Source organism: Bartonella fuyuanensis, assembly GCF_014197255.1.
Lineage (GTDB): Bacteria > Pseudomonadota > Alphaproteobacteria > Rhizobiales > Rhizobiaceae > Bartonella > Bartonella fuyuanensis.
Genome location: NZ_JACIFE010000001.1, coordinates 273,461 through 298,601 on the forward strand (window position 1 = coordinate 273,461; position 25,141 = coordinate 298,601).

The 25,141-nt window shown below is 36.6% G+C and carries 20 protein-coding genes; 10 read left to right on the plus strand and 10 right to left on the minus strand.

Annotation, left to right across the window (positions count from 1 at the left end):
- The first annotated feature begins 446 nt into the window (after nucleotides 1-446).
- Both hrcA and grpE read left to right on the plus strand, forming a co-directional pair.
- Nucleotides 447-1,517: a heat-inducible transcriptional repressor HrcA gene (hrcA, locus tag GGR08_RS01015; protein WP_183193558.1), complete on the plus strand. Its 1,071-nt coding sequence runs from the start codon at nucleotides 447-449 to the stop codon at nucleotides 1,515-1,517.
- A gap of 125 nt (nucleotides 1,518-1,642) precedes the next feature.
- A complete protein-coding gene (gene grpE, locus GGR08_RS01020; protein WP_183193559.1) occupies nucleotides 1,643-2,311 on the plus strand; it encodes a nucleotide exchange factor GrpE in 669 nt (222 codons plus the stop codon).
- Nucleotides 2,312-3,749: 1,438 nt separating this feature from the next.
- On the opposite strand, the gene GGR08_RS01025 is transcribed toward grpE, so the two are convergent.
- The 5 genes from GGR08_RS01025 to GGR08_RS01045 form a co-directional block, all read right to left on the minus strand.
- Nucleotides 3,750-4,043 carry an HPr family phosphocarrier protein gene (locus GGR08_RS01025; RefSeq protein ID WP_183193560.1) on the minus strand — a complete coding sequence of 98 codons (294 nt, stop codon included), beginning with the start codon at nucleotides 4,041-4,043 and terminating at the stop codon, nucleotides 3,750-3,752.
- A 17-nt stretch (nucleotides 4,044-4,060) separates the two neighbouring features.
- On the minus strand, nucleotides 4,061-4,459 hold the full coding sequence (locus GGR08_RS01030) for a PTS sugar transporter subunit IIA (RefSeq protein ID WP_183193561.1): 399 nt from the start codon (nucleotides 4,457-4,459) through the stop codon (nucleotides 4,061-4,063).
- 137 nt (nucleotides 4,460-4,596) lie between these two features.
- Complete coding sequence (locus tag GGR08_RS01035) at nucleotides 4,597-5,061, minus strand: HPr kinase/phosphatase C-terminal domain-containing protein (protein ID WP_183193562.1); 465 nt, start codon at nucleotides 5,059-5,061, stop codon at nucleotides 4,597-4,599.
- 23 nt (nucleotides 5,062-5,084) lie between these two features.
- Nucleotides 5,085-6,869: a sensor histidine kinase gene (locus GGR08_RS01040; RefSeq protein WP_183193563.1), complete on the minus strand. Its 1,785-nt coding sequence runs from the start codon at nucleotides 6,867-6,869 to the stop codon at nucleotides 5,085-5,087.
- Nucleotides 6,870-6,908: 39 nt separating this feature from the next.
- On the minus strand, nucleotides 6,909-7,631 hold the full coding sequence (locus GGR08_RS01045; RefSeq protein ID WP_183193564.1) for a response regulator transcription factor: 723 nt from the start codon (nucleotides 7,629-7,631) through the stop codon (nucleotides 6,909-6,911).
- A gap of 396 nt (nucleotides 7,632-8,027) precedes the next feature.
- Between GGR08_RS01045 and lysM the strand changes: the two genes are divergently transcribed.
- Nucleotides 8,028-8,486: a peptidoglycan-binding protein LysM gene (lysM, locus tag GGR08_RS01050; protein ID WP_183193565.1), complete on the plus strand. Its 459-nt coding sequence runs from the start codon at nucleotides 8,028-8,030 to the stop codon at nucleotides 8,484-8,486.
- A 103-nt stretch (nucleotides 8,487-8,589) separates the two neighbouring features.
- Here the strand turns inward: lysM and GGR08_RS01055 are convergent, their stop codons facing one another.
- Complete coding sequence (locus GGR08_RS01055) at nucleotides 8,590-9,144, minus strand: copper chaperone PCu(A)C (RefSeq protein ID WP_183193566.1); 555 nt, start codon at nucleotides 9,142-9,144, stop codon at nucleotides 8,590-8,592.
- Between the two features lie 1,017 nt (nucleotides 9,145-10,161).
- Between GGR08_RS01055 and dnaK the strand changes: the two genes are divergently transcribed.
- The 5 genes from dnaK to lepA all read left to right on the plus strand — a co-directional run bounded on the left by dnaK (nucleotide 10,162) and on the right by lepA (nucleotide 19,124).
- Nucleotides 10,162-12,054, plus strand: coding sequence for a molecular chaperone DnaK (dnaK, locus tag GGR08_RS01060; RefSeq protein ID WP_183193567.1), 1,893 nt, complete (start codon nucleotides 10,162-10,164; stop codon nucleotides 12,052-12,054).
- Between the two features lie 157 nt (nucleotides 12,055-12,211).
- Nucleotides 12,212-13,354: a molecular chaperone DnaJ gene (gene dnaJ / locus GGR08_RS01065; protein ID WP_183193641.1), complete on the plus strand. Its 1,143-nt coding sequence runs from the start codon at nucleotides 12,212-12,214 to the stop codon at nucleotides 13,352-13,354.
- 1,153 nt (nucleotides 13,355-14,507) lie between these two features.
- Nucleotides 14,508-15,413 carry an acetylglutamate kinase gene (argB, locus tag GGR08_RS01070; RefSeq protein ID WP_183193642.1) on the plus strand — a complete coding sequence of 302 codons (906 nt, stop codon included), beginning with the start codon at nucleotides 14,508-14,510 and terminating at the stop codon, nucleotides 15,411-15,413.
- A gap of 32 nt (nucleotides 15,414-15,445) precedes the next feature.
- Nucleotides 15,446-16,351: a DMT family transporter gene (locus GGR08_RS01075; protein ID WP_183193568.1), complete on the plus strand. Its 906-nt coding sequence runs from the start codon at nucleotides 15,446-15,448 to the stop codon at nucleotides 16,349-16,351.
- A 967-nt stretch (nucleotides 16,352-17,318) separates the two neighbouring features.
- The gene (gene lepA / locus GGR08_RS01080) at nucleotides 17,319-19,124 is read left to right on the plus strand and encodes a translation elongation factor 4 (protein ID WP_183193569.1); all 1,806 of its coding nucleotides are present in this window, start codon (nucleotides 17,319-17,321) and stop codon (nucleotides 19,122-19,124) included.
- A gap of 546 nt (nucleotides 19,125-19,670) precedes the next feature.
- Here lepA and dapD read toward each other — a convergent pair.
- Entirely contained in the window at nucleotides 19,671-20,519 is an 849-nt protein-coding gene (gene dapD / locus GGR08_RS01085; RefSeq protein ID WP_183193570.1) for a 2,3,4,5-tetrahydropyridine-2,6-dicarboxylate N-succinyltransferase, read from the minus strand.
- A gap of 106 nt (nucleotides 20,520-20,625) precedes the next feature.
- Here dapD and GGR08_RS01090 point away from each other — a divergent pair, with 106 nt between their 5' ends.
- A complete protein-coding gene (locus GGR08_RS01090) occupies nucleotides 20,626-21,489 on the plus strand; it encodes an LOG family protein (RefSeq protein WP_183193571.1) in 864 nt (287 codons plus the stop codon).
- Nucleotides 21,490-21,521: 32 nt separating this feature from the next.
- On the opposite strand, the gene truA is transcribed toward GGR08_RS01090, so the two are convergent.
- The 3 genes from truA to def are packed head-to-tail and all read right to left on the minus strand — an operon-like array spanning nucleotide 21,522 to nucleotide 23,732.
- Nucleotides 21,522-22,265, minus strand: coding sequence for a tRNA pseudouridine(38-40) synthase TruA (gene truA, locus GGR08_RS01095; RefSeq protein WP_183193572.1), 744 nt, complete (start codon nucleotides 22,263-22,265; stop codon nucleotides 21,522-21,524).
- A 1-nt stretch (nucleotide 22,266) separates the two neighbouring features.
- Nucleotides 22,267-23,196 carry a methionyl-tRNA formyltransferase gene (gene fmt / locus GGR08_RS01100; RefSeq protein WP_183193573.1) on the minus strand — a complete coding sequence of 310 codons (930 nt, stop codon included), beginning with the start codon at nucleotides 23,194-23,196 and terminating at the stop codon, nucleotides 22,267-22,269.
- On the minus strand, nucleotides 23,196-23,732 hold the full coding sequence (gene def / locus GGR08_RS01105) for a peptide deformylase (protein WP_183193574.1): 537 nt from the start codon (nucleotides 23,730-23,732) through the stop codon (nucleotides 23,196-23,198). The genes fmt and def overlap by 1 nt, the downstream gene beginning before the upstream one ends.
- A 90-nt stretch (nucleotides 23,733-23,822) precedes the next feature.
- Between def and GGR08_RS01110 the strand changes: the two genes are divergently transcribed.
- Complete coding sequence (locus GGR08_RS01110; protein WP_183193575.1) at nucleotides 23,823-25,007, plus strand: DNA recombination protein RmuC; 1,185 nt, start codon at nucleotides 23,823-23,825, stop codon at nucleotides 25,005-25,007.
- The last annotated feature ends 134 nt before the right edge of the window (nucleotides 25,008-25,141 follow it).

Consider the following 25,141-nt stretch of genomic DNA (forward strand, 5'->3'; position numbering starts at 1 on the left):
ACACATATTTTGCTTGGCTTTATAGGATACAATCTTTTAAAATGTTTTATGAAATTTTATTCAAAGAAAATTTCTTGTATTTTGCTAAAATAACGATTGAAAACATATGAAAGATATTTTTTTGTGATCGAGTTTTATGGAAAATGCCCAATTTTTTGCTCTAAAGTATGAAAATTCTATTCACATCGGTTTGTAAAAAAACAGCTCTTCTTAGAACGTGCTTACAGCAGACTATTCTCTCCTACAGCTCCTTCTGTTTTAAATATTCATTCCAGATTCTAACAAAAACACTCAGTGCATAATTGCACCTTATATTATCACTCTAAAAGATGGTTTTTTACGACCCGATAGGATAATATGCTTTATCCTACTTTAGATTATTTGACCAAACCTTGGCAAAACTTATATAAGAGATAAAGTGTTTTTTTAGTAGTGAAAAAATTGTAATGAAGCACAAACCTATTGATAATGAACTAAAATATCTTGATGAACGTTCGCGTGATATTTTTCGTCATATTGTTGAAGCTTATCTTAATGATGGCGAACCTGTAGGGTCACGCAATCTTTCGCGGCTCTTACAACAGACATTATCACCTGCAACGATTCGCAATGTGATGAGTGATCTTGAACATCTTGGTTTGATTTATGCACCACATGTTTCTGCAGGCCGAATGCCGACACAATCAGGTTTACGCTTTTTTGTTGACGCATTTATGGAAGCAGGTGATTTACCAAACGAGGAGCGAGAAAATATTGAAATGCAAGTCAAAGAGGCTGGTCATGCGCAATCAGTTGAACATTTTCTTGTTCAAGCAAGTCGAGTTCTTTCAGATCTTTCACGGGGGGCCGGGCTTGTACTAGCAACAAAACAAGAAGGAACATTGAAACATCTTGAATTTGTGCGTCTTGATAGGGAGCACGCTCTTGCTGTTTTGGTGACTCAACAAGGTGAAGTTGAAAATCGTATTGTTCATTTGCCAGAAGGGGTTACCCATGCACAATTGACGGAAGCAATGAATTTTCTCAATGCCCATATACAAGGGCGTACATTGAGTGAAGCTAAAGAGGAAATAGCCCGTTTATGTGCAGAAACACGGGCTGCACTTGATGATTTATCGCAGCATCTTATTGAAACGGGATTAGCTCTTTGGGGAGGAGAAGGGGCTGATCATAAAATACGTCTCATTGTTCGCGGGCGCAGCAATTTGCTTGAGGACGTGAAAGCAGAAGAAGATTTAGAGCGGTTACGCCATTTATTTGATGATCTTGAAACGCGTGAGAGTATGGCACAGCTTCTCGATTTAACAGATGAAGGTTCGGGGGTTCGAATTTTTATTGGTTCAGAAAATAAGTTATTTTCACTTTCTGGTTCTTCTTTAGTTGTAGCACCTTATCGTAATTCACAACAAAGAGTCATTGGTGCTTTAGGTGTTATTGGTCCTACACGGCTTAATTACGCAAGGATTGTACCCATGGTTGATTATACAGCTCAACTTGTGTCACAATTATTGCGTTAAAACGATGTAGGTAAGTATTTGTATTATAGAAGCTCATTGTATTAATATATATGGATACCTCTTGATTTTTGTCTGTAAAATTTCGATATCGAGAATAATAAATCTTATGAAGGAATAAAATTTTTATGTCTGATGAAAAAAACAAATTTACTGACGCTTCATTTGAAAATTGCAATTTAAAAAATCCGGTTGATCGTAATGCATTTAAACAATCGGCCGATGAATTTTTAGAAACACATAAAACAGAATCACATGGAGCTGAAGACATTGAAGAAAAAGGCAATGACGTGAGTAATCCTTTAGAATCTTTGCAGGATGAAAATAAAGAACTGAAAGATCAGCTTTTACGTCTTGCTGCAGATATGGAAAATCTTCGACGTCGTACTGCACGTGATGTGGCAGATGCGAAGGCTTATTCGATTGCTAATTTTGCACGGGATATGTTATCTGTTTCTGACAATCTCAATCGTGCTTTGGAAGCTATTCCAGAAGGTGTACGGGAGAGTGATGCTGGTTTGAAATCATTGGCAGAGGGCGTTGAAATGACTGAACGTGCCATGATGGCCGCGTTAGAACGTCATGGGGTGCAGAAAATTTATCCAGAAGGGCAAAAATTTGATCCTTATTTTCATCAAGCGATGTTTGAAATTTCTAACGCTGATGTTCCAGATAACACTGTTCAACAAGTTGTTCAGGCAGGTTATATTATTGGGGAAAGGGTGCTACGTCCAGCTATAGTAGGTGTAGCTAAAGGAGGAGCAAAAGAAGCTCCCGTTGAGGTTGATTCGGCTTAAAGTACATCAATAACATCCCCTCAACATAAAGCGCAAAGCTTTCCATACGTTTACATATATGAGGTCTTTTCTCAAAGAATTTTTAAAGGGTGTTACAAACACCCTTTATTTTTAAAGTGTCCAACTTCCTTTTACAATATAGGAGCAACACTTAAGAGAGAAGGCGATAACAGTAAAATAAAATGATCAAACGCCAAAAGGAGAGAGAAGAAATCATCTCAAGAAAATAAAAAAGAAGGAAAATCTTCAAGATTAATAATCAAGCATTGGTGTACGAATAATATGCAGAGTAAATTGTTTTTCATCAGGTTTTGACTCTAATTTATTGTAGATATATTGCATGTTTTCATGTAAAAAAAATTGAGCCCTTTGTAAGGTTTAGGGCGAATCACAAGAGAATGGAAAGTATTTTCTGAATCCAAAATTTTAAAACCTTTTGTCGGGTAGTGTAAAAGAAGGATGTTCTACAGTATTAAAGGTGTGCGTAATTTCATCTGCTAGGGAATTTTCAACTTCGCCCCAGAAATAAGGTGACATAAAAATTTTATCGATTAAACCACAGCATTTTTGATAAGCTATTTTGTAATGATATGAGGGTTTTTATTTGTGAAGGAGTAAGCTGGCACTATCATTATATTTATTAGTTCCCAATATTGCGTCAGATCTTACATTAAGACAATTCATAAGAAATATTTAGTCCTTTTTTCTATAGTTTTTACCCGCACGTTAGCTGCGCTTGTAATGTGTAAGGAAAAGGGTTTATTTGATTAACATACATGGATTTGAAATGAGAGAATCTTACGATATTAGGGATTCTCATTCAATATACAAAACAGTAAATTATCATTATAAATCAATATATTGTTGTTTTTTAGGAAGCTGAAGAGCACTAAATAAATGAAGCATAATATTATCTTCTTATAATATAATAAAAAGAGGCTATTCCAAGCGCGATAATAGATAATCAAGATGGGACATATACCCCAAAAGATAAGACCAATAGTATAGCAAAAGAAGATCTAAAAATGCTTACTATAATTATGAATGAACAAAGGTTATTCATTTTAAGAAAATAATTATGATATCGATAAAAATTAGGTTTTCCTAATCTGCATTGCAATAATGCTCAATGGAAGATTATTTATGTGTGATAAAGGCTATAAAGAAAGATTTTTCTTTTCTATAAAAAGATGTTAATTATATGATTAAATTGGATGTTAGCCATATATGCAAAACTATTCAAATTAGCCATGTGAAGAAAGGAAGAAAAAATTCAGGCATAACAAAATTACAACAAATGTTTATGTTTACGATAATTTTGCCAATCCATAGCTGCTATAAATTTTAATATAAAAACAAGAAAGGCGATTAAAATTCAAAATAGCGATAGAAATTTTTTTATTCTCTAAGGATAATCATTTTTTTATGGTCAGAGGCACTAGTTTTCTTCTCCAAAGTTATTATTGATGAGCTTTTCAAGAGCATTAAGAGCATCTGTTGCTTCTGGTCCTGAAACATGAATAGTGAGGTTGCAACCAGATGAAGCTGCTAACATCATAAGCCCCATAATTGATGAGCCACCAACGATTTTTCCATCCTTTTCAACTTCAACAGTGGCGTTAAAATTGTCAACAGTTTGTACAAATTTTGCAGAAGCACGGGCATGCAACCCGCGCTTATTACAGATATTGAAATGACGACTTATACATGGGGGAGTATCTTTGGAAAACATTGGTATTTTCTTATCCGCTATGAAATCATACTTGGTACATTAATATATTTACGCCCTGCTTCTTGTGCTATTCTTAGTGCATCTGATAATGAAATATCAGGACATTGGCGAATAGAAATCAGCTTAATAAGCATGGGTAAATTAACACCCGCAATCATTTCAACGCGTCCTTTTTCGATAGCAGGAATAGCTATATTTGATGGCGTTCCACCAAACACATCTGTTAATATGATTACACCATGATCTGTATCTGTATCGGTTACTGCGGCTATGATATCACCTCGGCGTTGGTCTATATCGTCATCGGGATAAACGCATATTGTTGCGAACTTTTCTTGCACTCCAACAACATGTTCCACGGCATGTAAAAATTCGACAGCCAATTCACCGTGCGTTACAAGCACGAGTCCAATCATTTACGCAAACTCCTGTTAACTAAATAAGATCCGACCATATTGGTTGGGAAGGGTATTTTACAAGGCTTTGTTCTGCTGCCAAGAAAAATTTGCAAAAAAAAGGCAAAAAGTGTAATTTTTTTATTTTTAGAAAGAAATTAGACGTTTTTGCGCCATATTTTTCGAAACAAAAATGCTTCAATAGCTTGACAAATGGCTGTACAATCGGCTTCACGAAGAGAGGGAAGTTTTAAAAGAGGAATATGTAAATTTTCAAATTGAAAAGTTTTATTTGTGGAAAAACGCTCATATTCAGGACCGAGAGAAATAACGCAATTAATAGCTGTATTCTTTTCAAATTCTATCGTATAAAGACCAGCACCGCGAATCTCGATTCCGCCTTCTAAGCTGTCAGGAGTGTATCCGTGGAGTTTTCCATTTTCCACACGCAGTATTGTATAATCATCACTGATAAGTTTCGCTTTACGTTTTGACCACTTAGCACGGTCAAGCAAAGAAAGAGTAAGGGTCGATTTTCCTGATCCCGATGGACCTATAATTAACAGCCCCTTTCTACCCAGTTGAAGGCAATTTGCGTGGTGTATTTCACATTTTGTTTCCATACCTTTTACTTTGGATAAAATATTTATTTAGCGAGGGGAAGCATAATAATAAAACGTGCGCCAGTTTTACTCTTCCCCAGTGTGGGATCAATAATATTTTCGGCAGTAATTGTTCCATTATGAGCCTCGATGATTTGCCGACTAATAGAAAGGCCAAGTCCAGAGTTTTGTCCAAAAGCATCTTCGTTTGGTCGATCTGTATAAAAACGCTCAAAAATGCGTTCAATATTCTCTGAACGAATGCCAGGGCCATTATCTTCAATGGTTAAAATAAGGGTTGAAGCATGATTTTTCATAGTTATGCAAATTTTTCCACGATCACGAGGAATAAAAGAACGTGCATTTTCAAGAAGATTTGAAATCACTTGCCCTAAACGCAGTTCATGTCCCAACACAAGATAGGCTTTTCCGTGAGGACGTGGAATAATATTAAGGCTTACATCAATGGTTTGCGTATTACGGTATACTTCTTGAACAGCATGAACAAGGCTTTCCAAAAGTGGTGTCATATCAATGATTTCTGCAGTTTCTCGTGCAAGTTCTGCATCTAATCGCGATGCATCAGAAATATCTGTAATCAACCGATCAAGACGACGCACATCATGTTGAATAATTTCGAGTAATTTTTCTTGTGCTTCTTCATTTTTCGCTAAAGGGAGCGTTTCAACGGCACTGCGTAGAGAGGTGAGGGGATTTTTTAATTCGTGACTTACATCAGCAGCAAAGCGTTCAATGGCTTCAATACGCATATAAAGGGCATTGGTCATATCACGAATAGAAGTTGAAAGGTGACCAATTTCATCTTCACGCATTGAAAAATCAGGAATTTCTACACGCTGATTGTTGCCATTCCGTACTCGGTTAGCAGATGCAGATAATTTGCTTAATGGGTGGGCAATCGTGTGAGCTAAAAAGAGAGAAAGGACCAAAAGTACGCTGCCTACAACGGCAAAAACTTTAAATATAACCAGTCTTTCACCCTTTACGATGTTATCAATATCGGAGCCAGTGGTTGAAAGAAGAAGGGCACCAACTACTGCACGATAGCGTTGAACCGGAACGGCAACGGAGACAATTAATTGACCTTGTTTATTACGTCTTTTAGCGGTTGCAAGAGATCCGTTTAATGCTCGATATACTTCTGGATAAGGAATACCATTGGTTTTCATTTGTTCTCTGTCAAGAACTATACCTTTGCCATAAAATGTACTTGAATACCATGAACTGAGGCGATCCCACATGTTTTGTTCTGTTTTTAGTGGGGGTAAGTCATAGCTAAAAACTTCTCCACTAGAATAAAGAACACGCGAATCAAGAAGTAAAGTAGCATCACGATCATAGATACGCGCTCTTGTCGTTTTAGGTGTGATGAGACGCCTTAAAAGAGGAGCAACTTGCTCAGGGTTAATGGGAAAATCCCAAGAGTCTGTTGATTGAGGGGCGGGTGTAACACTTTCTCCAGCCTGTAACTCTAAAAGCTTTTGCGGATCAATGAGGATGGAGTTTGTATCTACTGTTGCAGAAGCAGCAATAGCTCCAGCAATAATTTTTCCTTGGGTACATAGACTTTTAATTTTTGCTTCAATTAAACCATCGCGAAATTGGTTAAGATATAAAATGCCTGTAACAAGAACGGCAAGGGCAGCAATATTTAATATAACAATACGACGTGTGAGACTGGAAAAAAGCAATTGTCTGAAAAGGCGTTGTATTCGAAGATGCAAACGAGCAAACACAAGAAATGCCGTTGAAGATGTATCATTAGGAGTTGCTTTTTGTAAAGTTTCCAGTTGAGAATTGTTTGTCATCGATTTGATTGCCGTTCAAATTTCTGCAACAAATTAGTTTTATACCTCATGAAAACGATAACCTACACCATAAAGTGTTTCAATCATTGCAAAATCATCATCCACTTGTTTAAACTTTTTACGCAGACGTTTAATATGACTATCAATGGTGCGATCATCTACGTAGACTTGATCACTATAGGCCGCATCCATTAAAGCATCACGACTTTTTACAACCCCCGGTCTTTGTGCTAAAGTCTGCAGAATCAAAAATTCTGTAACAGTTAAAATAACAGGTTTATCTTTCCATGTACAGGTGTGTCGTTCTTGATCCATCACAAGATCTCCACGTTTGAGAGAAGAGGTGGAAGAAGCTCCTGCAGAAAGTGGTTGGTTACGTGCATTGGAACGGCGCAAAATAGCTTTCACACGTTCAATGAGAAGACGTTGTGAGAAAGGTTTAGTGATAAAATCATCAGCTCCCATTTTGAGACCAAATAATTCATCAATTTCATCGTCTTTAGAGGTAAGAAAAATAACTGGAAGATCAGATTTTTGACGCAAACGGCGTAAAAGCTCCATCCCATCCATTCGGGGCATTTTAATATCAAAAATAGCTAAGTGTGGGGGGTGAAGTGTGAGACCCTTAAGTGCAGATGCTCCATCTGTATAGCTTTCAACCCGATATCCTTCTGTCTCAAGCGCAAAAGACAAAGATGTCAAGATATTGCGGTCATCATCAACAAGTACAATCGTTTGTGTGATTGTTGGTGTATCTTTCATGGTTTCTTAGACCTTTCTATTGCTGTGGTAGCAAATTACCCACACTTATTTATATGGGAGTTCACATTTTTTTTGCAAAACAAATATGATACAAATTGTAGCAAAGGAAAAACTCTGTTATCATTCCTGTAAAATCTTGTTTTGTTTTCATAATTTATAATGTTTCTATGTTTATTAAGATCCTTTCGTTTGAGAGAAAATTTTCATAAAGGCTTTTTTATCAAAGTTTATTGCAAAGTTTACTATCGTATTTGTTCCATAATTGAACAAGTTTAGTTTTAATTGTTGAAGTTTAGGGAATCCGCCTATGTGTTTTAAGAGCAAAGAAAAGAATGTGGCAATATATGAACAAAATATGCACAAAAATTTGTTTCTATTACACGAAAGGAGGTCATAATGGGATTTTTTAATTTTATTAAAACTGTAGGAGAAAAGTTGGGTATTGGAGATCATGAACCAAAGGAAAAAGACTTTAAGGCAGTATTTGATCATTTTCAACTCGATACAGAAAAAGTAAATATTCAAGTTAAAGACGGTAAAGCTATTTTAAGCGGTGAGGTTCCAGATAGAGAAACACTTGAAAAAGCACTTCTAGTTGTTGGAAATTCACAAGGTATCGCTTCTGTAGATGTTGATCAATTAAAGGTTGTAGATGATACTACGCCTGGAAAAACTTCTCGCTTTTATGAGGTTAAATCTGGTGACAATCTTTGGAAAATTGCTGAAGAAGTTTATGGAAAAGGGCAAGGTGATAAAAGCACATTTATTTTTGAAGCTAATAAGCCAATGCTAAAGTCTCCTGATAAAATTTATTCTGGACAAGTTTTGCGTATCCCTGAAATTGATCATACTTAATTCACCAAAAGAGATAATTTTTACCGTTGGCATTAAAAAAATAAGAAGCGTAAAAAATTTTCACGCTTCTTATTTTATAATATGTGTTTATAATAAAGAGAGTTTAATGAACAGAAGTGGGCTTAGAAGGTGATATTGCTTTTATAGCGTTTACAGAGAAATCAACATTAATGGTTCCTGCTTTCTCAAATGTCAATTTTGCGCTAATTTTATCACCTAGCTTGAATGGTTGTGAAAGTCCCATAAACATGATATGATCACCTCCAGGCTTAAGTGTAATTTCACCATTTCCTGGAATTTCAATGCCATTATGCATTTTTTCCATTTTCATAATATCATTAACAACTGCTATAGAGTGGATCTCTGTTGTTTTTACCCCATTTGTGGAAATAGAAACTAAACGATCTGGGGTGTTACTGTGATTAATAATGTAAAGATAACCGCTACCAACTTTTATGCCTCTAGGTGTTTCGCGTGTCCAGGGATTGAGAATTTCTATGTCGCCAAGTTTATATTGCTGAGCATCTGCTGGAAAGGCTGTACCAGCAAAAAGAAGAGCCCACACGACATTTTTGATAACCCTTTTGTATGGATATTGTGCATATATTGTATGCTTGAAGATGAGATTTATTATTTTCTTAATAATAGATGTCATCATTGATTTGCCCTCCTTCATAAGATTCACACTTTGAATGTTTTTTTAGTTTAGCAGAGTTTTTATTTAAAATAAAAGAAAGAATTGCTGAACTGAATCGATTTGAATATGAAGAGCAAGCATAGGATTTGTAGACTTTAAGGGAAAACAGTAAAGTTTACAACAATAAAACATCTCTCAACGTTTCTCTGTTCATTTTATAATACCTTTGTAAATAGTATAAAATCTATGGTGCGCCACTATTTTACTTACTAAGATATAACACAGAACTGTCATACTTTACCAACTTTTAATGTTACAATAATTTTTAGCACTTTAAAACGTTTATATAGAGGTAATTTCAAATTTTAGAATTATACAAGTAAAAAAACGCTTCTTGTGAGTTTAAAAAGCACAGTTTTTGAAAGCAGTGAACAATGAGGCCATTGGAAGGGGAATTGTGAGAGGAGATCGATAGATAATACCTTTCCTGATATGAGCATTTGGAAAAGCGCAGTTTAATACCATGAAGGAGTCTAATAAAAAATAGCTTCATAAGACTATGACGATTCTTTTAGTCTAAAGAAGGGTTATAATATTTGTGATACGGGTTATCCGCTTTTAAGTGTTGTTTTTTAAAAGCTTTTACATGAGTATTTTTTTATTAATGATGAGCGATCGAGAACAGGTGTGCAATCACTCTTTTTTATTTTTTTAATTTTTATCGACAGGTATATTTATTGAGAATTGCAAAAAAAATGGATTATGATTTCAAGTTATTTCATAAATCTGGTATTTATGGATCATTAGGGTGCCTGTTTTAAAAGAATTTTTTTATTTTAGCGATGTTTCTCTCATTATTCTCTTGTAGCAATAAAAGCCTGTTCTTATATACGAGGCAGCAAGGCTTGTTGCGACTTGCGGTTTATTATTATTTTATGTTGCTTAAAGCACGGTATACTGGCTTTGAATGTTATGAGGAGCTGTCTTAAAAAGATGCTTTATGAAGGTTGAGGTAGCTTGCTGAATGGAGATTATAATATGGCAAAAGTAATTGGTATTGATTTGGGAACAACAAACTCTTGTGTGGCTGTTATGGATGGCAAAAACGCAAAGGTTATAGAAAACTCAGAAGGGGCACGAACAACACCTTCCGTTGTTGCTTTTACTGATGGGGGGGAACGACTTGTTGGGCAGCCTGCTAAACGGCAGGCAGTAACAAATCCTGAAGGAACAGTTTTTGCAGTTAAACGTTTGATAGGGCGTCGTTTTGATGATCCTATGGTTGAAAAAGATAAGGCACTTGTGCCTTATAAAATTGTTAAAGGTGACAATGGTGATGCATGGGTTGAAGAAGCAGGTAAAAAATATTCTCCATCGCAAATTTCAGCTATGATTTTGCAAAAGATGAAGGAAACAGCAGAATCTTATCTTGGCGAGAAAGTTGAACAAGCGGTTATTACTGTTCCTGCTTATTTTAATGATGCACAACGTCAAGCTACTAAAGATGCAGGCAAAATTGCTGGACTTGAAGTTTTACGGATTATTAATGAGCCAACTGCTGCTGCTTTAGCTTATGGTTTGGACAAAAAAGACGGAAAAACAATAGCTGTTTATGATCTTGGTGGTGGTACATTTGATATTTCAGTCCTTGAAATTGGAGATGGTGTTTTTGAAGTTAAATCAACCAATGGTGATACGTTTTTAGGTGGTGAAGATTTTGATATGCGCTTGGTTGGTTATTTTGCAGATGAATTCAAAAAAGAGCAAGGAATTGATCTGAAAAATGATAAATTAGCTTTACAACGCTTAAAAGAAGCAGCAGAAAAAGCGAAGATAGAGCTTTCTTCATCACAACAAACGGAAATTAATTTACCATTTATCACGGCAGATCAATCGGGTCCCAAGCATTTAACAATGAAATTGACTCGGGCAAAATTTGAATCTCTCGTTGATGATTTAGTACAGCGTACTATCGAACCTTGTAAAGCTGCATTGAAAGATGCTGGATTAAAGGCTGGAGAGATTGATGAAGTTGTTTTAGTGGGTGGTATGACACGTATGCCTAAGATTCAGGAAGTTGTACAGAGCTTCTTTGGCAAGGATCCGCACAAAGGCGTTAATCCTGATGAAGTAGTCGCAATGGGTGCTGCTATCCAAGGAGGTGTCTTGCAAGGTGATGTCAAAGACGTATTGCTGCTAGATGTAACACCTTTATCCTTGGGTATTGAAACCTTAGGTGGAGTTTTCACACGTCTCATCGAGCGCAATACCACTATCCCAACGAAAAAATCGCAAGTTTTTTCGACAGCTGATGATAATCAGAGTGCTGTAACTATTCGTGTTTTCCAAGGTGAACGGGAAATGGCAAGTGATAATAAGTTATTGGCTCAGTTTGATCTTGTTGGTATTCCACCAGCACCACGTGGTATACCACAAATTGAAGTTACTTTTGATATTGATGCGAATGGTATTGTTAATGTTTCAGCTAAGGATAAGGGAACTGGCAAAGAGCATCAAATTCGCATTCAGGCATCCGGTGGTTTAAGTGATTCTGATATTGAAAAAATGATACAGGATGCGGAAGAGCATGCTGCTGAGGATAAAAAACGCCGTGAAGGTGTTGAAACTAGGAATCAAGCTGAAGCCCTTATTCATTCAACTGAAAAGTCACTCAATGAATATGGCGATAAAATATCAACTGAAGAAAAGGCACAGATTGAGACAGCAATGTCTGATTTGAAGTCTGCGCTTGAAGGCACTGATATTGAAGAAGTAACAACAAAGATGCAAAAATTAGCAGAGGTCAGTATGAAACTTGGACAGGCTATGTATGAAGCGTCACAGGCAGCGACTGCAGAAACTGAAACCGATACAAAGAATGATGATGTTGTCGATGCTGATTTTGAAGAAGTTAATGATAAGAAGAAATAGTGTCAGCATATGTGTTGATTAAGTTATAACCCAGTCTTTGAAATATAAGGCTGGGCTTTATTATTTGAGTGAGTTGCAACTTTGTTGCTAAAAATATAAATTAAAAAGCAATATTATTCATAAAGATGGATGACAGAGAAATTATCAGGAATACATGATGAAGGTTGACTATTATGAAATTCTTGGCGTGACTCGTGAATGTGATGATAAAAAGTTGAAATCTGCTTTTCGTAAGTTGGCAATGCAATATCATCCTGATCGCAACCCAGGGAATAAAGAGGCAGAGCGAAAATTCAAGGAAATTGGTGAAGCCTATGAAATTCTTAAAGATCCTCAAAAGCGCGCTGCTTACGATCGATTTGGTCATGCGGCTTTTGAAAATAGCGGTGGTCAAGGGGGAGCACATCCTTTTAGCGGTTTTGCTGCAGGTGGTGGATTTGCTGATATTTTTGAAGATTTTTTTGGTGAAATTATGGGGGGCGCGCACCGTAAGCGTGGTGATAGTCGCGAACGTGGTGCAGATTTGAGTTATAATATGGAAGTGACTTTAGAAGAGGCATTTTCAGGAAAAACTGCAGAGATTAATATTCCCAGTTCCGTCATGTGCGATGTTTGTGAAGGATTAGGAGCGAAAAAGGGCTCTAAGCCGCAAGTTTGTGGAACATGTCACGGATCTGGTCGCGTGCGTGCTGCACAAGGCTTCTTTTCTATTGAACGAACATGTCTTACATGTCATGGACGTGGTGAAACTATTACGGATCCATGCCCCAAATGTCAAGGAAAACGACGTATAGAGAAAAAACGTTTATTGAGTGTAAATGTTCCTGCTGGTATTGAAGATGGGACACGTATTCGTCTTTCTGGTGAGGGTGATGCTGGTATTTGTGGTGGTCCCAATGGTGATCTTTATATTTTCCTTTCTGTTAAGCCGCATGAATTTTTTCAGCGAGAAGGAGCGGATCTTCACTGTTGCGTTCCTATTTCAATGGTAACAGCTGCTTTAGGAGGAGAGTTTGAAGTTTCTAACCTTGATGGTGTTAAAGCACGTGTTAAGATACCAGAAGGGACGCAAAATGGACGTCAATTTCGCCTTAAAGGCAAAGGTATGCCTATGTTGCGTCGTCAGCAAGTAAGGGGTGATCTTTATATTCATATCACAATTGAGACTCCGCAGAAATTAACGCAAGAGCAACGTGAGCTGTTGCAAAAATTTGAAAAACTCTCAAATCATGAAAATTCACCGCAGTCACATGGTTTTTTTTCACGTATGAAAGAATTTTTTGAAAATATTTCTAGTTAAAGTATATGAATGTTCTCAGAATAAATTAGAAAGGATTTTGGGAAAATTATTTCTATTAAGCTTTCTATTATTTCATCATCTTTGGAAAGCATTTTTCCTTGAAAAAATAAAGAAAGAGACGGATGATTTAAAATAATCTCCCGCTGCTGATGGTTTTTACGTTTCATGAGTTTTATGGATGAGTCTTAATTTTTAAGTTTAAAAAGGGCTTATCCATATTCAAAGAAAGTGTGGAATGAGATTATGTGTCTTGAATGCTAAAGTTGCTGTAACAAAACATGTTTTGAGGTCCTCGATGGTTCTTCTAGGGAGTAGATACGATGGAATTCGTTGAGTTGAATTTCTTGGCATAATAAAAAGGTGGAGATTATTTCATACAATAACATAATTAAAGCAATATAAAGAATTATAAATTCTAGAATAAATTGAATGACTTAAGCATTTATTGTTGTGCGGAAAGAAAAGTTTAATAAACAAATCATGAAAATAAAAGATTGTGCAAAATTTTACGAAGAATTATAATAAATTATTCTTTTATGAAGATACTTTTGAAGAGTTATTCATAATAAAGTTAAAATATATAATTATTTCGCAAAACTTTTTTACGATTTGACGATATAAAAGAATAATTTATTATAATTCTTCGTAAAGAGCATTTAATTGGTATTGTTTCATGTTTAATGATTGAGAAATAGCCAATTTTTAGAAGCAAAATTATCATTTATAGAAATATCCCATAAAGCAGGTGAGCGATTTCTTATCTTGGCGATATGTTAATTTTATTATTATAAGAGAGTCTGTTTTTATCTTACAAAATCAATGGTAGTATATATTTCTATTCATTGTTAAATCTCCATAGGGATCAACTGGTGAGTTGAAGGGAAGGTGTAGCTTGAAAGTTTTCAAAATTTTACTTTTCAATTTTAGACATAAAATCATAAACTAAAAATGTTTTTTACACCTATTTTGTTTAATTTTTTGCTGTCAATTTTCAAAGGGAGTTTTTGTGTTTCATCTCGTTCTTCTTTTTTTGTAATTTAAAGGAAAATTGACGGTTTTCAGGGGGATAGATAAAGTAACGCTTTGTTTTATTATTTTCACTTTTCCTAAATTTCATTAAGAGATGGAAAAAAGTGATGAGGAGGCTCTATTAATGGATGGTGCTAAAAACGATGCTGTAGATGTTTTGGAAAAACAAGCAGCATTTTTATCGTCTGCTTTACCTTATATGCAAAAATACGAAAGTGAAACGGTCGTGGTAAAATATGGTGGCCATGCTATGGGCGATCCTACCTTGGGGCGAGCATTTGCGCGTGATATCGCTCTATTAAAGCAATCGGGGATTAATCCTGTTGTTGTTCACGGTGGTGGACCTCAAATTGCTGAAATTTTAATGAAAATGGGAATTGAATCACGATTTGAAAATGGTTTACGGGTAACCGATGAGCGGATCGTTGAAGTGGTTGAAATGGTTTTAGCGGGTTCCATAAACAAAGAAATAGTTGCTCTCATCAATGCTGAAGGTGAATGGGCAATAGGGTTGTGCGGCAAGGATGGCAATATGGTTTTTGCCGAAAAGGCTTATAAAACTATCATTGATCCTGATTCGCATATTGAACGTGTTTTAGATTTGGGGTTTGTTGGTGAGCCTATTGAAATTGATCGCACATTGCTGGATCTTTTAGCATGTTCTGAGATGATACCAGTTCTTGCTCCGGTGGCTCCAGGACGCGATGGTAAAACTTATAATATTAATGCTGATATTTTTGCTGGAGCTATTGCTGGTGCATTAGAAGCTAAACGTCTTTTATTTCTCACTGATGTTCCTGGTGTTTTGGATAAACAGGGTAACCTTTTAAAAGAATTAACAGTTTCTGAAGCTGAGAAATTTATTAAAAATGGGACAATTTCAGGAGGCATGATTCCAAAAGTAGAAACTTGTATGAAAGCTCTTAAAAATGGTGTGGAAGGTGTTGCCATTTTAAATGGTAAAACCCCTCATTCTGTTTTACTAGAACTGTTTACCGAACAGGGGGGTGGAACGCTTATTGTTTCATAAATTGTACGGAAAATTGGAGGAGCAGACTTTTCATGACAAATATAAAACAGTTTAAATATCCTTTATTCAGTAAGCAAGAATTGGCAATCTTTGCTGCGACAATATTATGGGGCATTACATTTTTAGTAATTCATATTGCAGTACGCTATAGCGGTCCACTATTTTTTGTTGGATTTCGTTTTATTGTTGCATCTCTTATATGTGGAACAATTTTTTGGCACTCTATAAAAGGTATAACTGTTTATGAAGTTTTCGCTGGGATGGCGATTGGTTTAGCCATGTTTTTAGGTTATGCTTTTCAAGCAGCTGGACTTCAAACGATTATTAGTAGTCAGTCGGCTTTTATCACAGCGCTTTATGTACCGATGGTTCCAATTTTGCAATGGATTGTTTTTAAAAAACCTCCTCGTTTAACTTGTTGGATTGGTATTGTTTTTGCTTTTCTTGGACTTGTCCTTGTTTCAGGACAAAAACCGGGAAGTCTTGATTTTTCAAAAGGTGAAATTTTGACTTTGTTAGGCGCTTTAGCGATTGCTGGAGAAGTCATACTCATCGGAATTTTTGCCAACAAGGTTGATAGCCGACGTGTGACTATTATGCAGTTATTTTTTAGTGGTTTTTTTTCATTTTCTTGTATGCTTTTGATAGGTGAAAGTATTCCTGAATTTTCATGGGTATGGTTTAGTATTGGTATAGGATTGGCATTAATGAGTGCTATTATTCAATTAGCTATGAATTGGGCACAAAAGTCTATTTCCCCTACGCGTGCAACACTCATTTACGCAGGTGAACCGGTATGGGCTGGGATCGTTGGACGTTTGGCTGGCGAACATTTATCCCCTTTAGCTTTATTGGGTGGTTTACTTATTTTGATCGGGATCGTTGTAGCTGAATTACAATCTTCACAATGGCGTAAAAAACATAGAAAAATTGATTAGCTACGCATTTGGAGTTTTCATTAACGGAAAGACAACTTTAGCGGTATAGGTAAAAATCAATGTCCATATTTACAATCATTATAACTTTCAAAAACATCTACGGTAATGTTTTTGAATAATGAATTATACACTATCATATGTTATTTTTTAATCGAGTTATGCTTGTCACGCAAAATTGAACGCTCAAAGCAGCTTCCTAATGTTGTATATTGATACGTTTTCTTAATGTATGCCATTACTCATTGAGAGTCTGCGTAAAGCCATAGCCATGTTTACTTAGAATAAAAGATGTATTATTTTTTATTAGTTTCTAATATTATGACAACCTTTGGTATTTGAAAGAGTTTACAGGAGGCATTTTTACTTATTTCTTAAACGATTTTATCTACACGCTAGCCCTATTTGTAATGCGTAAAAAAATTATTGACTCACTATGAACAAGTTTAAGATGAGTGAGGCTTATGATATTCAAGGGTTTCATTTAAATTGCAAAACACTAAGCAATCATTATAAATTGGTGCATAATTCCGCGAATCGAAGAGGATTAGTCTTTTTTACCTTTAATGAAAAAAAGGAGTTGACAGAAAGTACATAAAATTTCTGTTTAAGAGGACATATTTTAAAAGTTTTAAACATTGAGAAGAAAATTATCTCCCCCGATATCCATTTTATTTTATATAAGATTGCAGATTATTTCGTAAAAATAAAAAAACATTTCTTGTGAATTTCATTGAACGCCTAAATAATATATACACTCATCGCGTTGGGTCTGCATATAAGTCATTAAACGAGATGTGAAAAGATCTTTTTAGTACCTTATTATATTTAATTGAGCAAACAAAAGCCTCATTTTTTAGACTATGAGAAGTTATATTTTGAAAAGCTCTTTTGATTTATCTTTTCTTGCAAAGAGCTGAAGCATAATTGGTCTTTGCGTTTTGTATTATTCTTTGCTAAATCGCCTTATATGACAATAAATCGTAATTATATTCGTAATTTTTCCATCGTGGCACATATTGATCACGGAAAGTCCACTTTAGCTGATCGTTTGATTCAAATGACAGGTGGGCTTGAAACCCGTGAAATGAAAGAACAAGTGCTCGATTCCATGGATATTGAGCGTGAACGCGGGATTACTATTAAAGCACAAACGGTACGGTTGCATTATAAAGCAAAGAATGATGAGACCTATATTTTAAATCTTATGGATACACCTGGTCATGTGGATTTTTCTTATGAGGTTTCGCGTTCGTTGGCAGCTTGTGAAGGTTCTTTGTTGGTGGTGGATGCGAGTCAAGGCGTAGAGGCGCAGACGTTAGCAAACGTTTATCAAGCCATTGATAATTCTCATGAGTTGGTTGTTGTGCTCAATAAGGTTGATCTTCCAGCAGCAGAACCTGAGCGTATTAAAGAACAAATTGAAGATGTGATAGGCATTGATACATCTGAAGCAGTGGAAATATCAGCAAAAACAGGTTTTGGTGTTCTTGATGTTTTGGAGGCAATTGTTACGCAATTGCCTCCTCCACGCGTGGGTGATGTTGCAAATCCCTTAAAAGCAATGTTGGTTGATAGCTGGTATGATGCATATCTTGGCGTCATTGTTTTGGTACGAGTAATAGATGGTATTTTAAAAAAAGGTCAAATCATTCGTATGATGGGGACAGGGGCAAAATATCCAGTGGAACGCGTTGGTGTGTTTACACCTAAAATGGTTCAGGTTGATGAATTAGGACCAGGTGAGATTGGTTTTATCACTGCTTCGATCAAAGAGGTAGCAGATACACGGGTTGGCGATACAATTACGGAAGAGCGTCGTCCTTGTGAAAATGCTTTGCCTGGTTTTAAACCTGCGCAACCGGTTGTTTTTTGTGGACTTTTTCCAATTGATGCTGCTGATTTTGATGATTTGCGTGCGGCCATGGGTAAATTACGCTTAAATGATGCAAGTTTTACTTTTGAAATAGAAACATCGGCAGCTTTGGGTTTTGGTTTTCGTTGTGGTTTTTTGGGGCTTCTTCATCTTGAGATTATTCAAGAAAGGTTAGAGCGCGAGTTTAATTTGGATTTAATTGCAACAGCACCTTCGGTTGTTTATCGCATGAATATGAATGATGGTTCTGTTAAAGAGTTGCACAATCCAGCAGATATGCCTGATGTGGTTAAAATTTCTTCCATCGAGGAACCATGGATCCAGGCGACAATCATGACTCCTGATAATTATCTTGGATCAATTTTAGAATTGTGCCAAGAGCGGCGTGGGATCCAGGTTGGTTTATCTTATGTTGGAACGCGTGCTATGGTAACGTATGATTTACCACTGAATGAAGTTGTTTTTGACTTTTATGATCGTTTAAAATCGATTTCAAAAGGTTATGCTTCTTTTGATTATCACATGACGGATTATGCAGAAGGAGATTTAGTTAAAATGACTATTTTGGTGAATGGCGAGCCTATTGATGCCTTGTCAATGCTTGTGCACCGCATAATTGCAGAAAAGCGTGGGCGTTCAATGTGCGAAAAACTAAAAGATCTTATTCCTCAGCATATGTTTCAGATTCCAGTTCAAGCGGCTATTGGGGGTAAAATTATCGCGCGTGAAACGATTCGTGCTTTGCGTAAAGATGTAACAGCGAAATGTTACGGGGGAGATGTAACGCGTAAACGCAAACTTTTGGAAAAGCAAAAGGAAGGAAAAAAACGAATGCGTCAATTTGGAAAGGTAGAAATTCCTCAATCAGCTTTTATTCAAGCACTCAAAATGAATAAATAATAGAAAAAAGGGAATTTCTCCTCATTAATTACGCTTTGCTTTTATCGATTAGTTCAGTTTTTAAGAATACTTTTTAATGCAAATTGTAAGGGTTACACGCTTTTATATATTACGTAATAATCCCACATTTCTTACGTAAACAAAGCACTTTAAACAAAATACGTTTGTATTGCATACTTATGCACTTATTTCAAAGGAATATTTCTCAATGTATCAAGCTTCATTTTACACTGGGGATCGTGAGAAATATAACATAAAACCCACTATAAATTACATGCTCTACCATCTTTACACATCATAAAGATGCAAGGGTTATCATCATTCTCTCTCTCTTGGCTAGTTTGAAACGTTATGATAGCCTTTGGTTCTTGAGAGAATTCATTAAAGACATTTTTGTTCTTTTCTTAAAGTGTTTTTTACGCATACATTAACAGCGTTTGTGACATGCAGGAATGATAGTGATTGATTCAATGTGAAAGAATCCCTGTATTTGATGTTATTATTCAAGTTAAGACGATGAATTATCAATATGAATCAATATTATTTCTAATCACGTAAAAGATCATTAATGGATGTCTTCTCACGTGTTTTTTGATCAACGCGTTTTACTATAACGGCACAATAAAGGTTTGGGCCTGCTTCACCATTTGGTAATGGTTTCCCAGGGAGAGAACCTGGCACAACCACTGAATAGGCTGGTACTTCACCGATAAAAATTTCACCTGTTGTTCGGTCAATAATCTTTGTAGATTTTCCAATAAAGACTCCCATTCCTAAAACAGCGCCTTCCCGAATAATACAGCCTTCAACAATTTCAGAGCGAGCACCGATAAAGCAATGATCTTCAATGATTGTTGGATTTGCTTGCAGAGGTTCCAAAACACCTCCAATACCAACACCGCCAGAAAGATGAACATGTTTACCAATTTGTGCACAAGAACCAACGGTAGTCCATGTGTCAACCATTGTTCCTTCATCAACAAAGGCGCCAAGATTTACGAAGGATGGCATCAACACAACATGTGGTGCAATATAAGCAGAATGACGCACAAGGGCTCCAGGGACAGACCGGAAATTAGCGCTTTTAAAATCTCCTTCTTGCCAACTAGAAAATTTTGAAGGAACTTTATCCCACCAATGTGTTCCATTTACGCCACCCGAAATAATTTGCATAGGATTAAGCTGAAAAGAGAGCAAAACAGCTTTTTTCAACCATTGATGAATATGCCATTGTCCATTTTTTTGTCGTTCTGCAACACGAATTTCACCCTTATCAAGAAGGTTCAATACGTGTTCGACACTCTCACGGATTTTGCCTTTTGTGGTAGTATTGATAGAATCGCGATCATCAAATGCTTTTTCGATAATGATTTCAAGTTGTGAGAGATTGATCATGAACATAGTTCCGTTAAACAAGTTGAAAGCTTCAAGATTTATTCTCTATGATTTAGGCGAAGAAGTGTTTTCAGTCAATAAAACGATAAAGAGGTAGGACAAATGCATGAAAAAAAGCTGTAAAGAAAAAAGAAAAGGGAAGCAGGAAAAAAGGACTCTACTTCTCCATACAAAGGATAATCTACAACAAATACATAAAGGCTCTAATTCAGCCCAAAAGCATTCGGCTGCTTATCGTTTAGCATATATCGATCAAGAGTTTATGATGCGTCCAGAGCTACGCTCACAACGTATTAGTCTTGAATTTTTAAAGCCGGAAATAATATTTAAAGAATATAATATTCAATCAACAGTTGTTTTGTTTGGTGGTGCACGTATTCCTGAACCTGGGCAAGCAGCGTGGGCTGCAAAAAATAAAACACAAAAGCGAAATTTGCGTGCTATGTCACATTATTACGATGAAGCAAGAGAGTTTGCACGTTTGTGTTCACTTTATTCTGCAACGACAGAATATCGTGAATTTGTGGTTGTTACCGGGGGAGGACCAGGGATTATGGAGGCGGGAAATCGTGGTGCTTGTGATATTGGTGCTCCAACGATTGGCTTAAATGTTATTTTACCGCATGAACAAGAGCCTAATTCGTATGTGTCGCCGCATTTGTGTTTTAATTTTCATTATTTGGGTATGCGAAAAATGCATTTTTTAGTACGAGCAAAAGCATTAGCTATTTTTCCTGGAGGATTTGGGACTCTGGATGAGCTGTTTGAGACATTAACTTTAGTACAGACGGGGTGTATGAAGCAGGTACCAATTTTATTATTTGGCAAAGAATTTTGGAGCAATGCTATCAATTTTGAGTATTTGTCTACACAAGGCACAATCTCTCCTACTGATGTTAATTTTGTGAAATTTGTTAATACAGCAGTAGAAGCTTTTGAAGAGATTCGTTCTTTTTATAAGCTGACTTAACAGCTTTTGAGATATTAACTTTTTAAGGGTAATTAATACTCCACTTTAGTTAAATAGAGCCCTGAAGGAGGAGCAACGACACCACAACGTTTACGATCTTTAGCCTGAAGAGCTGCTTCAAGATCTTGAGTTGTCCAATGTCCAATACCTACTTCCATAAGGCTTCCTGCGAATGAACGGATTTGATGATGAAGAAAAGAACGAGCTTGCGCATAAAGGAAGATTTCTTCTCCTTCTCTTTGAACATCGAGGCGTTCAAGGGTACGAATAGGGCTTTTGGCTTGGCAATGTGTTGAACGAAAAGTTGTAAAATCATGTTGTCCGACAAGCTTTTGCGCGGCTTCATGCATGGCTTCAGCATTAAGAGGCTTTGGTATCCACCAGACACGTTTAACATTTAGAGCTGGTGGAGAACGGCGATTGAGAATTTTAAAAAGATAGTGGCGTTTGATTGCAGAAAATCGTGCATCAAAGTTATCAGGGACATTTTGTACGTTTAAGATTGAAATTGCTTCTCCCTGTTTACGTAAAAGAGCATTGAGCGCATCACGTACAGTGTGAGAGTGCCAGTTTTTCATGAAATCAACATGGGCAACTTGCCCTGTCGCATGCACCCCTGCATCCGTTCGTCCTGCTGTTGTTATGGTTAATTGTTGTCCACTAAAGAAAAAGATAGCCTGTTCAAGAGCTCCTTGTATAGTTGGGAGTTTTTCTTGGCGTTGCCAACCAGCATAATTTGAGCCATCATATTCAAGAGTGAGTTTAAACCGTGGCATATTAAAAAACAGCAGAAATATAAGCACCTCGCAAAAAGGTTGAGCTATCAAGAATTTTACCGCCAGATCTTTGGAGATGGGTGATTTCAAGGCGCCCTTGTCCGCAATGGATAATCAAAGAATTTGGTTCTATTTGACCAGTTTTAAGAGAAGGCCCTGTTGTTAAGCGACTTTCAAGAATTTTTACGCGTTCTTCTCGACCACCAATATTCATATTGCACCAACAACTAGGAGAAGGAGAGAGCGCGCGAATATGCCTATGAATAAATTCTGCAGGTTTTGTCCAATCAATGCGAGTTTCTTCTTTTTTAATTTTGGCAGCATAGGTTATGCCTTCCTTTGATTGTGGGGTTAGTTTAAGTTGCCCTTTTTCAAGAGTTGATAAAGCTTCTATCATAAGTTCTGCGGCTATATGGGAAAGTTTTTTGGAAAGCTCAGCAGTCGTGCTTTTATCAGTAATGGGGATAGAGCGAGAAAGAGCGATAGGCCCCGTATCAAGACCTTCTTCCATTTTCATAATCATTATTCCTGTTTCCTTATCACCAGCCATAATTGCTCGTTGAATAGGTGCAGCACCACGCCAACGTGGTAAGAGAGAAGCGTGGGCATTTAAACAACCAAAACGCGGTATTTCGAGAATAGTTTTGGGTAACAAGAGTCCATAAGCCGCAACAATAGCAGCATCAACAGAAAGTGCTGAAAACTTCTCTTGTTGTTCGGCTGTTTTGAGTGTTTGAGGCGTAAAGATAGGAATAGATTTTTCTTTTGCTGCGTTGTGAACAGCTGAAGGAATTAATTTAAGCCCCCGACGTCCTGCTGGACGAGGAGGCTGGCTATAAACAGCGACAACATTATGACCCGCATCCAATAAAGCATGTAAAATGGGAACAGAAAAATCTGGTGTTCCCATAAAACTTAATCGTAATGCCATTACAAAACTGCTTCCTGTGTGTTTTTTTCTTTTGCGCGTTTTTTAAATTTTCGCATCACCATATCACGTTTAACTTTTGAAATGTAATCAATAAAAAGACACCCATTTAAATGATCAATTTCATGCTGTAAACAAGTTGCCAAAAGATCATCTGCCTCAATTTCTATCTGTTTTCCTCCGCGATCTTGATAGCGAATGCGAAGGCGTTTAGGGCGTTCAACTTCTACAAAATAGCCAGGAATAGAAAGACAACCTTCTTTGTAAATATTACGCTCATCTGAAAGCCATAAAATTTCAGGGTTGATGACAACAAGTGGTTTTTTTTGCTCATCTTCGTGATTTCTAGCGACATCCATAACCAATATACGTAGTGGTACACCAATTTGAATAGCAGCAAGACCAACGCCTTTAGCATTATACATAGTCTCCAACATATCATCCGCGAGTTTTTGGAGAGCTGAATCAACCTGCTCAACGGGTTTAGACATTTCCCGTAAAATTGGATCAGGTAAAGTAACTAAAGATCTTATTGACATAAGGAGAGATTAATCAATGGTTTTTTATTGGTCAATATTGAATAACGAATTCTTGCATTTTTTTACGATGAGAGCGTTATATTACTATTTATGTTTGATTCTTTTTTTTCTATCCTCATTGGTGAGTTTTGCTCTACACCCGTAATTTTACTTTTATTTATACTGGTCTGTTTGGTATTTTTTATGCTGATACATTCTTACCGAAAAAAGGCATTTTTGGCAAATGAAACTGCTGAATGCGTGCGTGAGACACAAATGCAGATAGCTACTTTATTGAAGACACAAGCTGAAATGCAAGGACGAATGCAAACGATGGCGGAAATTTTTGGTCAACGGCAGGCTGAATTAAATAAATCACTCAGCGAGCAACTCAATGGTATGACAACAAGTTTAGGTCAAACACTTCAGGTACAGACTAAATCCACTTATGAAAATTTGAATCGTTTGCAAGAGCGTTTAGCAGTGATAGATGCGGCACAGAATAATATTCAATTGCTTACGGGACAAGTTGTTCAGTTGCAATCTATTTTAAGCAATAAACAGACACGTGGTACCTTTGGTCAGGGGCGGATGGAAGCAATTATTGCTGATGCCTTACCAGCTAATGCCTACGTTTTTCAGGCGATTCTTTCCAATGGAAAACGTCCGGACTGTCTCATTCATATGCCCAATAAAGCACCCTCTCTTGTTATTGATGCTAAATTCCCTCTGGAGGCTTGGAATGCTATGCGTAAAGCAGCATTAGTGCAAGAACGCCGAGAGGCAGAGCGCCAATTTCGTACCGATATGGAAGTCCATATCCGGGATATTGCACAAAAATATTTGATTCCTGGAGAAACCCATGACACCGCTTTTCTTTTTGTGCCGTCGGAATCGATTTTTGCAACAATTTATGAGGATTTTGAGCCATTAGTACAAAAAGCCAATAGAGCTCATGTAATTATTGTTTCACCGTCTTTGTTGATGCTATCTGTCCAAGTTGTACAAACCATTCTGAAAGATGCACGGATGCGTGAACAAGCACATTTAATTCAATCAGAAGTGGCAAAATTAATGGAAGATTTTGGAAAAATGGATACGCGCGTTCGCGCGTTACAAAAGCACTTTTACAAGGCAGGTGAAGATATCGAAAGAATTTTAATATCATCATCAAAAATTATGAAACGGGCAAATCGTATTGAAACTTTCGAACTAAAAGAAAATTACTCTGAACCAACAAAAATGACAACATCCGCTATTCAATCGCAACCATTGCATTTAGTTGATGAGGAATAAAGCAAAGAAAGCTTCTAAATGATGCAATAACTCTTGCATTACCACGGCTCATAAGAGTCATTTTTAGTCCTTTCTTATACAAATTTGATCCATACCCCCATCCCGCTTGTGGTGTGCAAGTAGAGTGGTTTTGA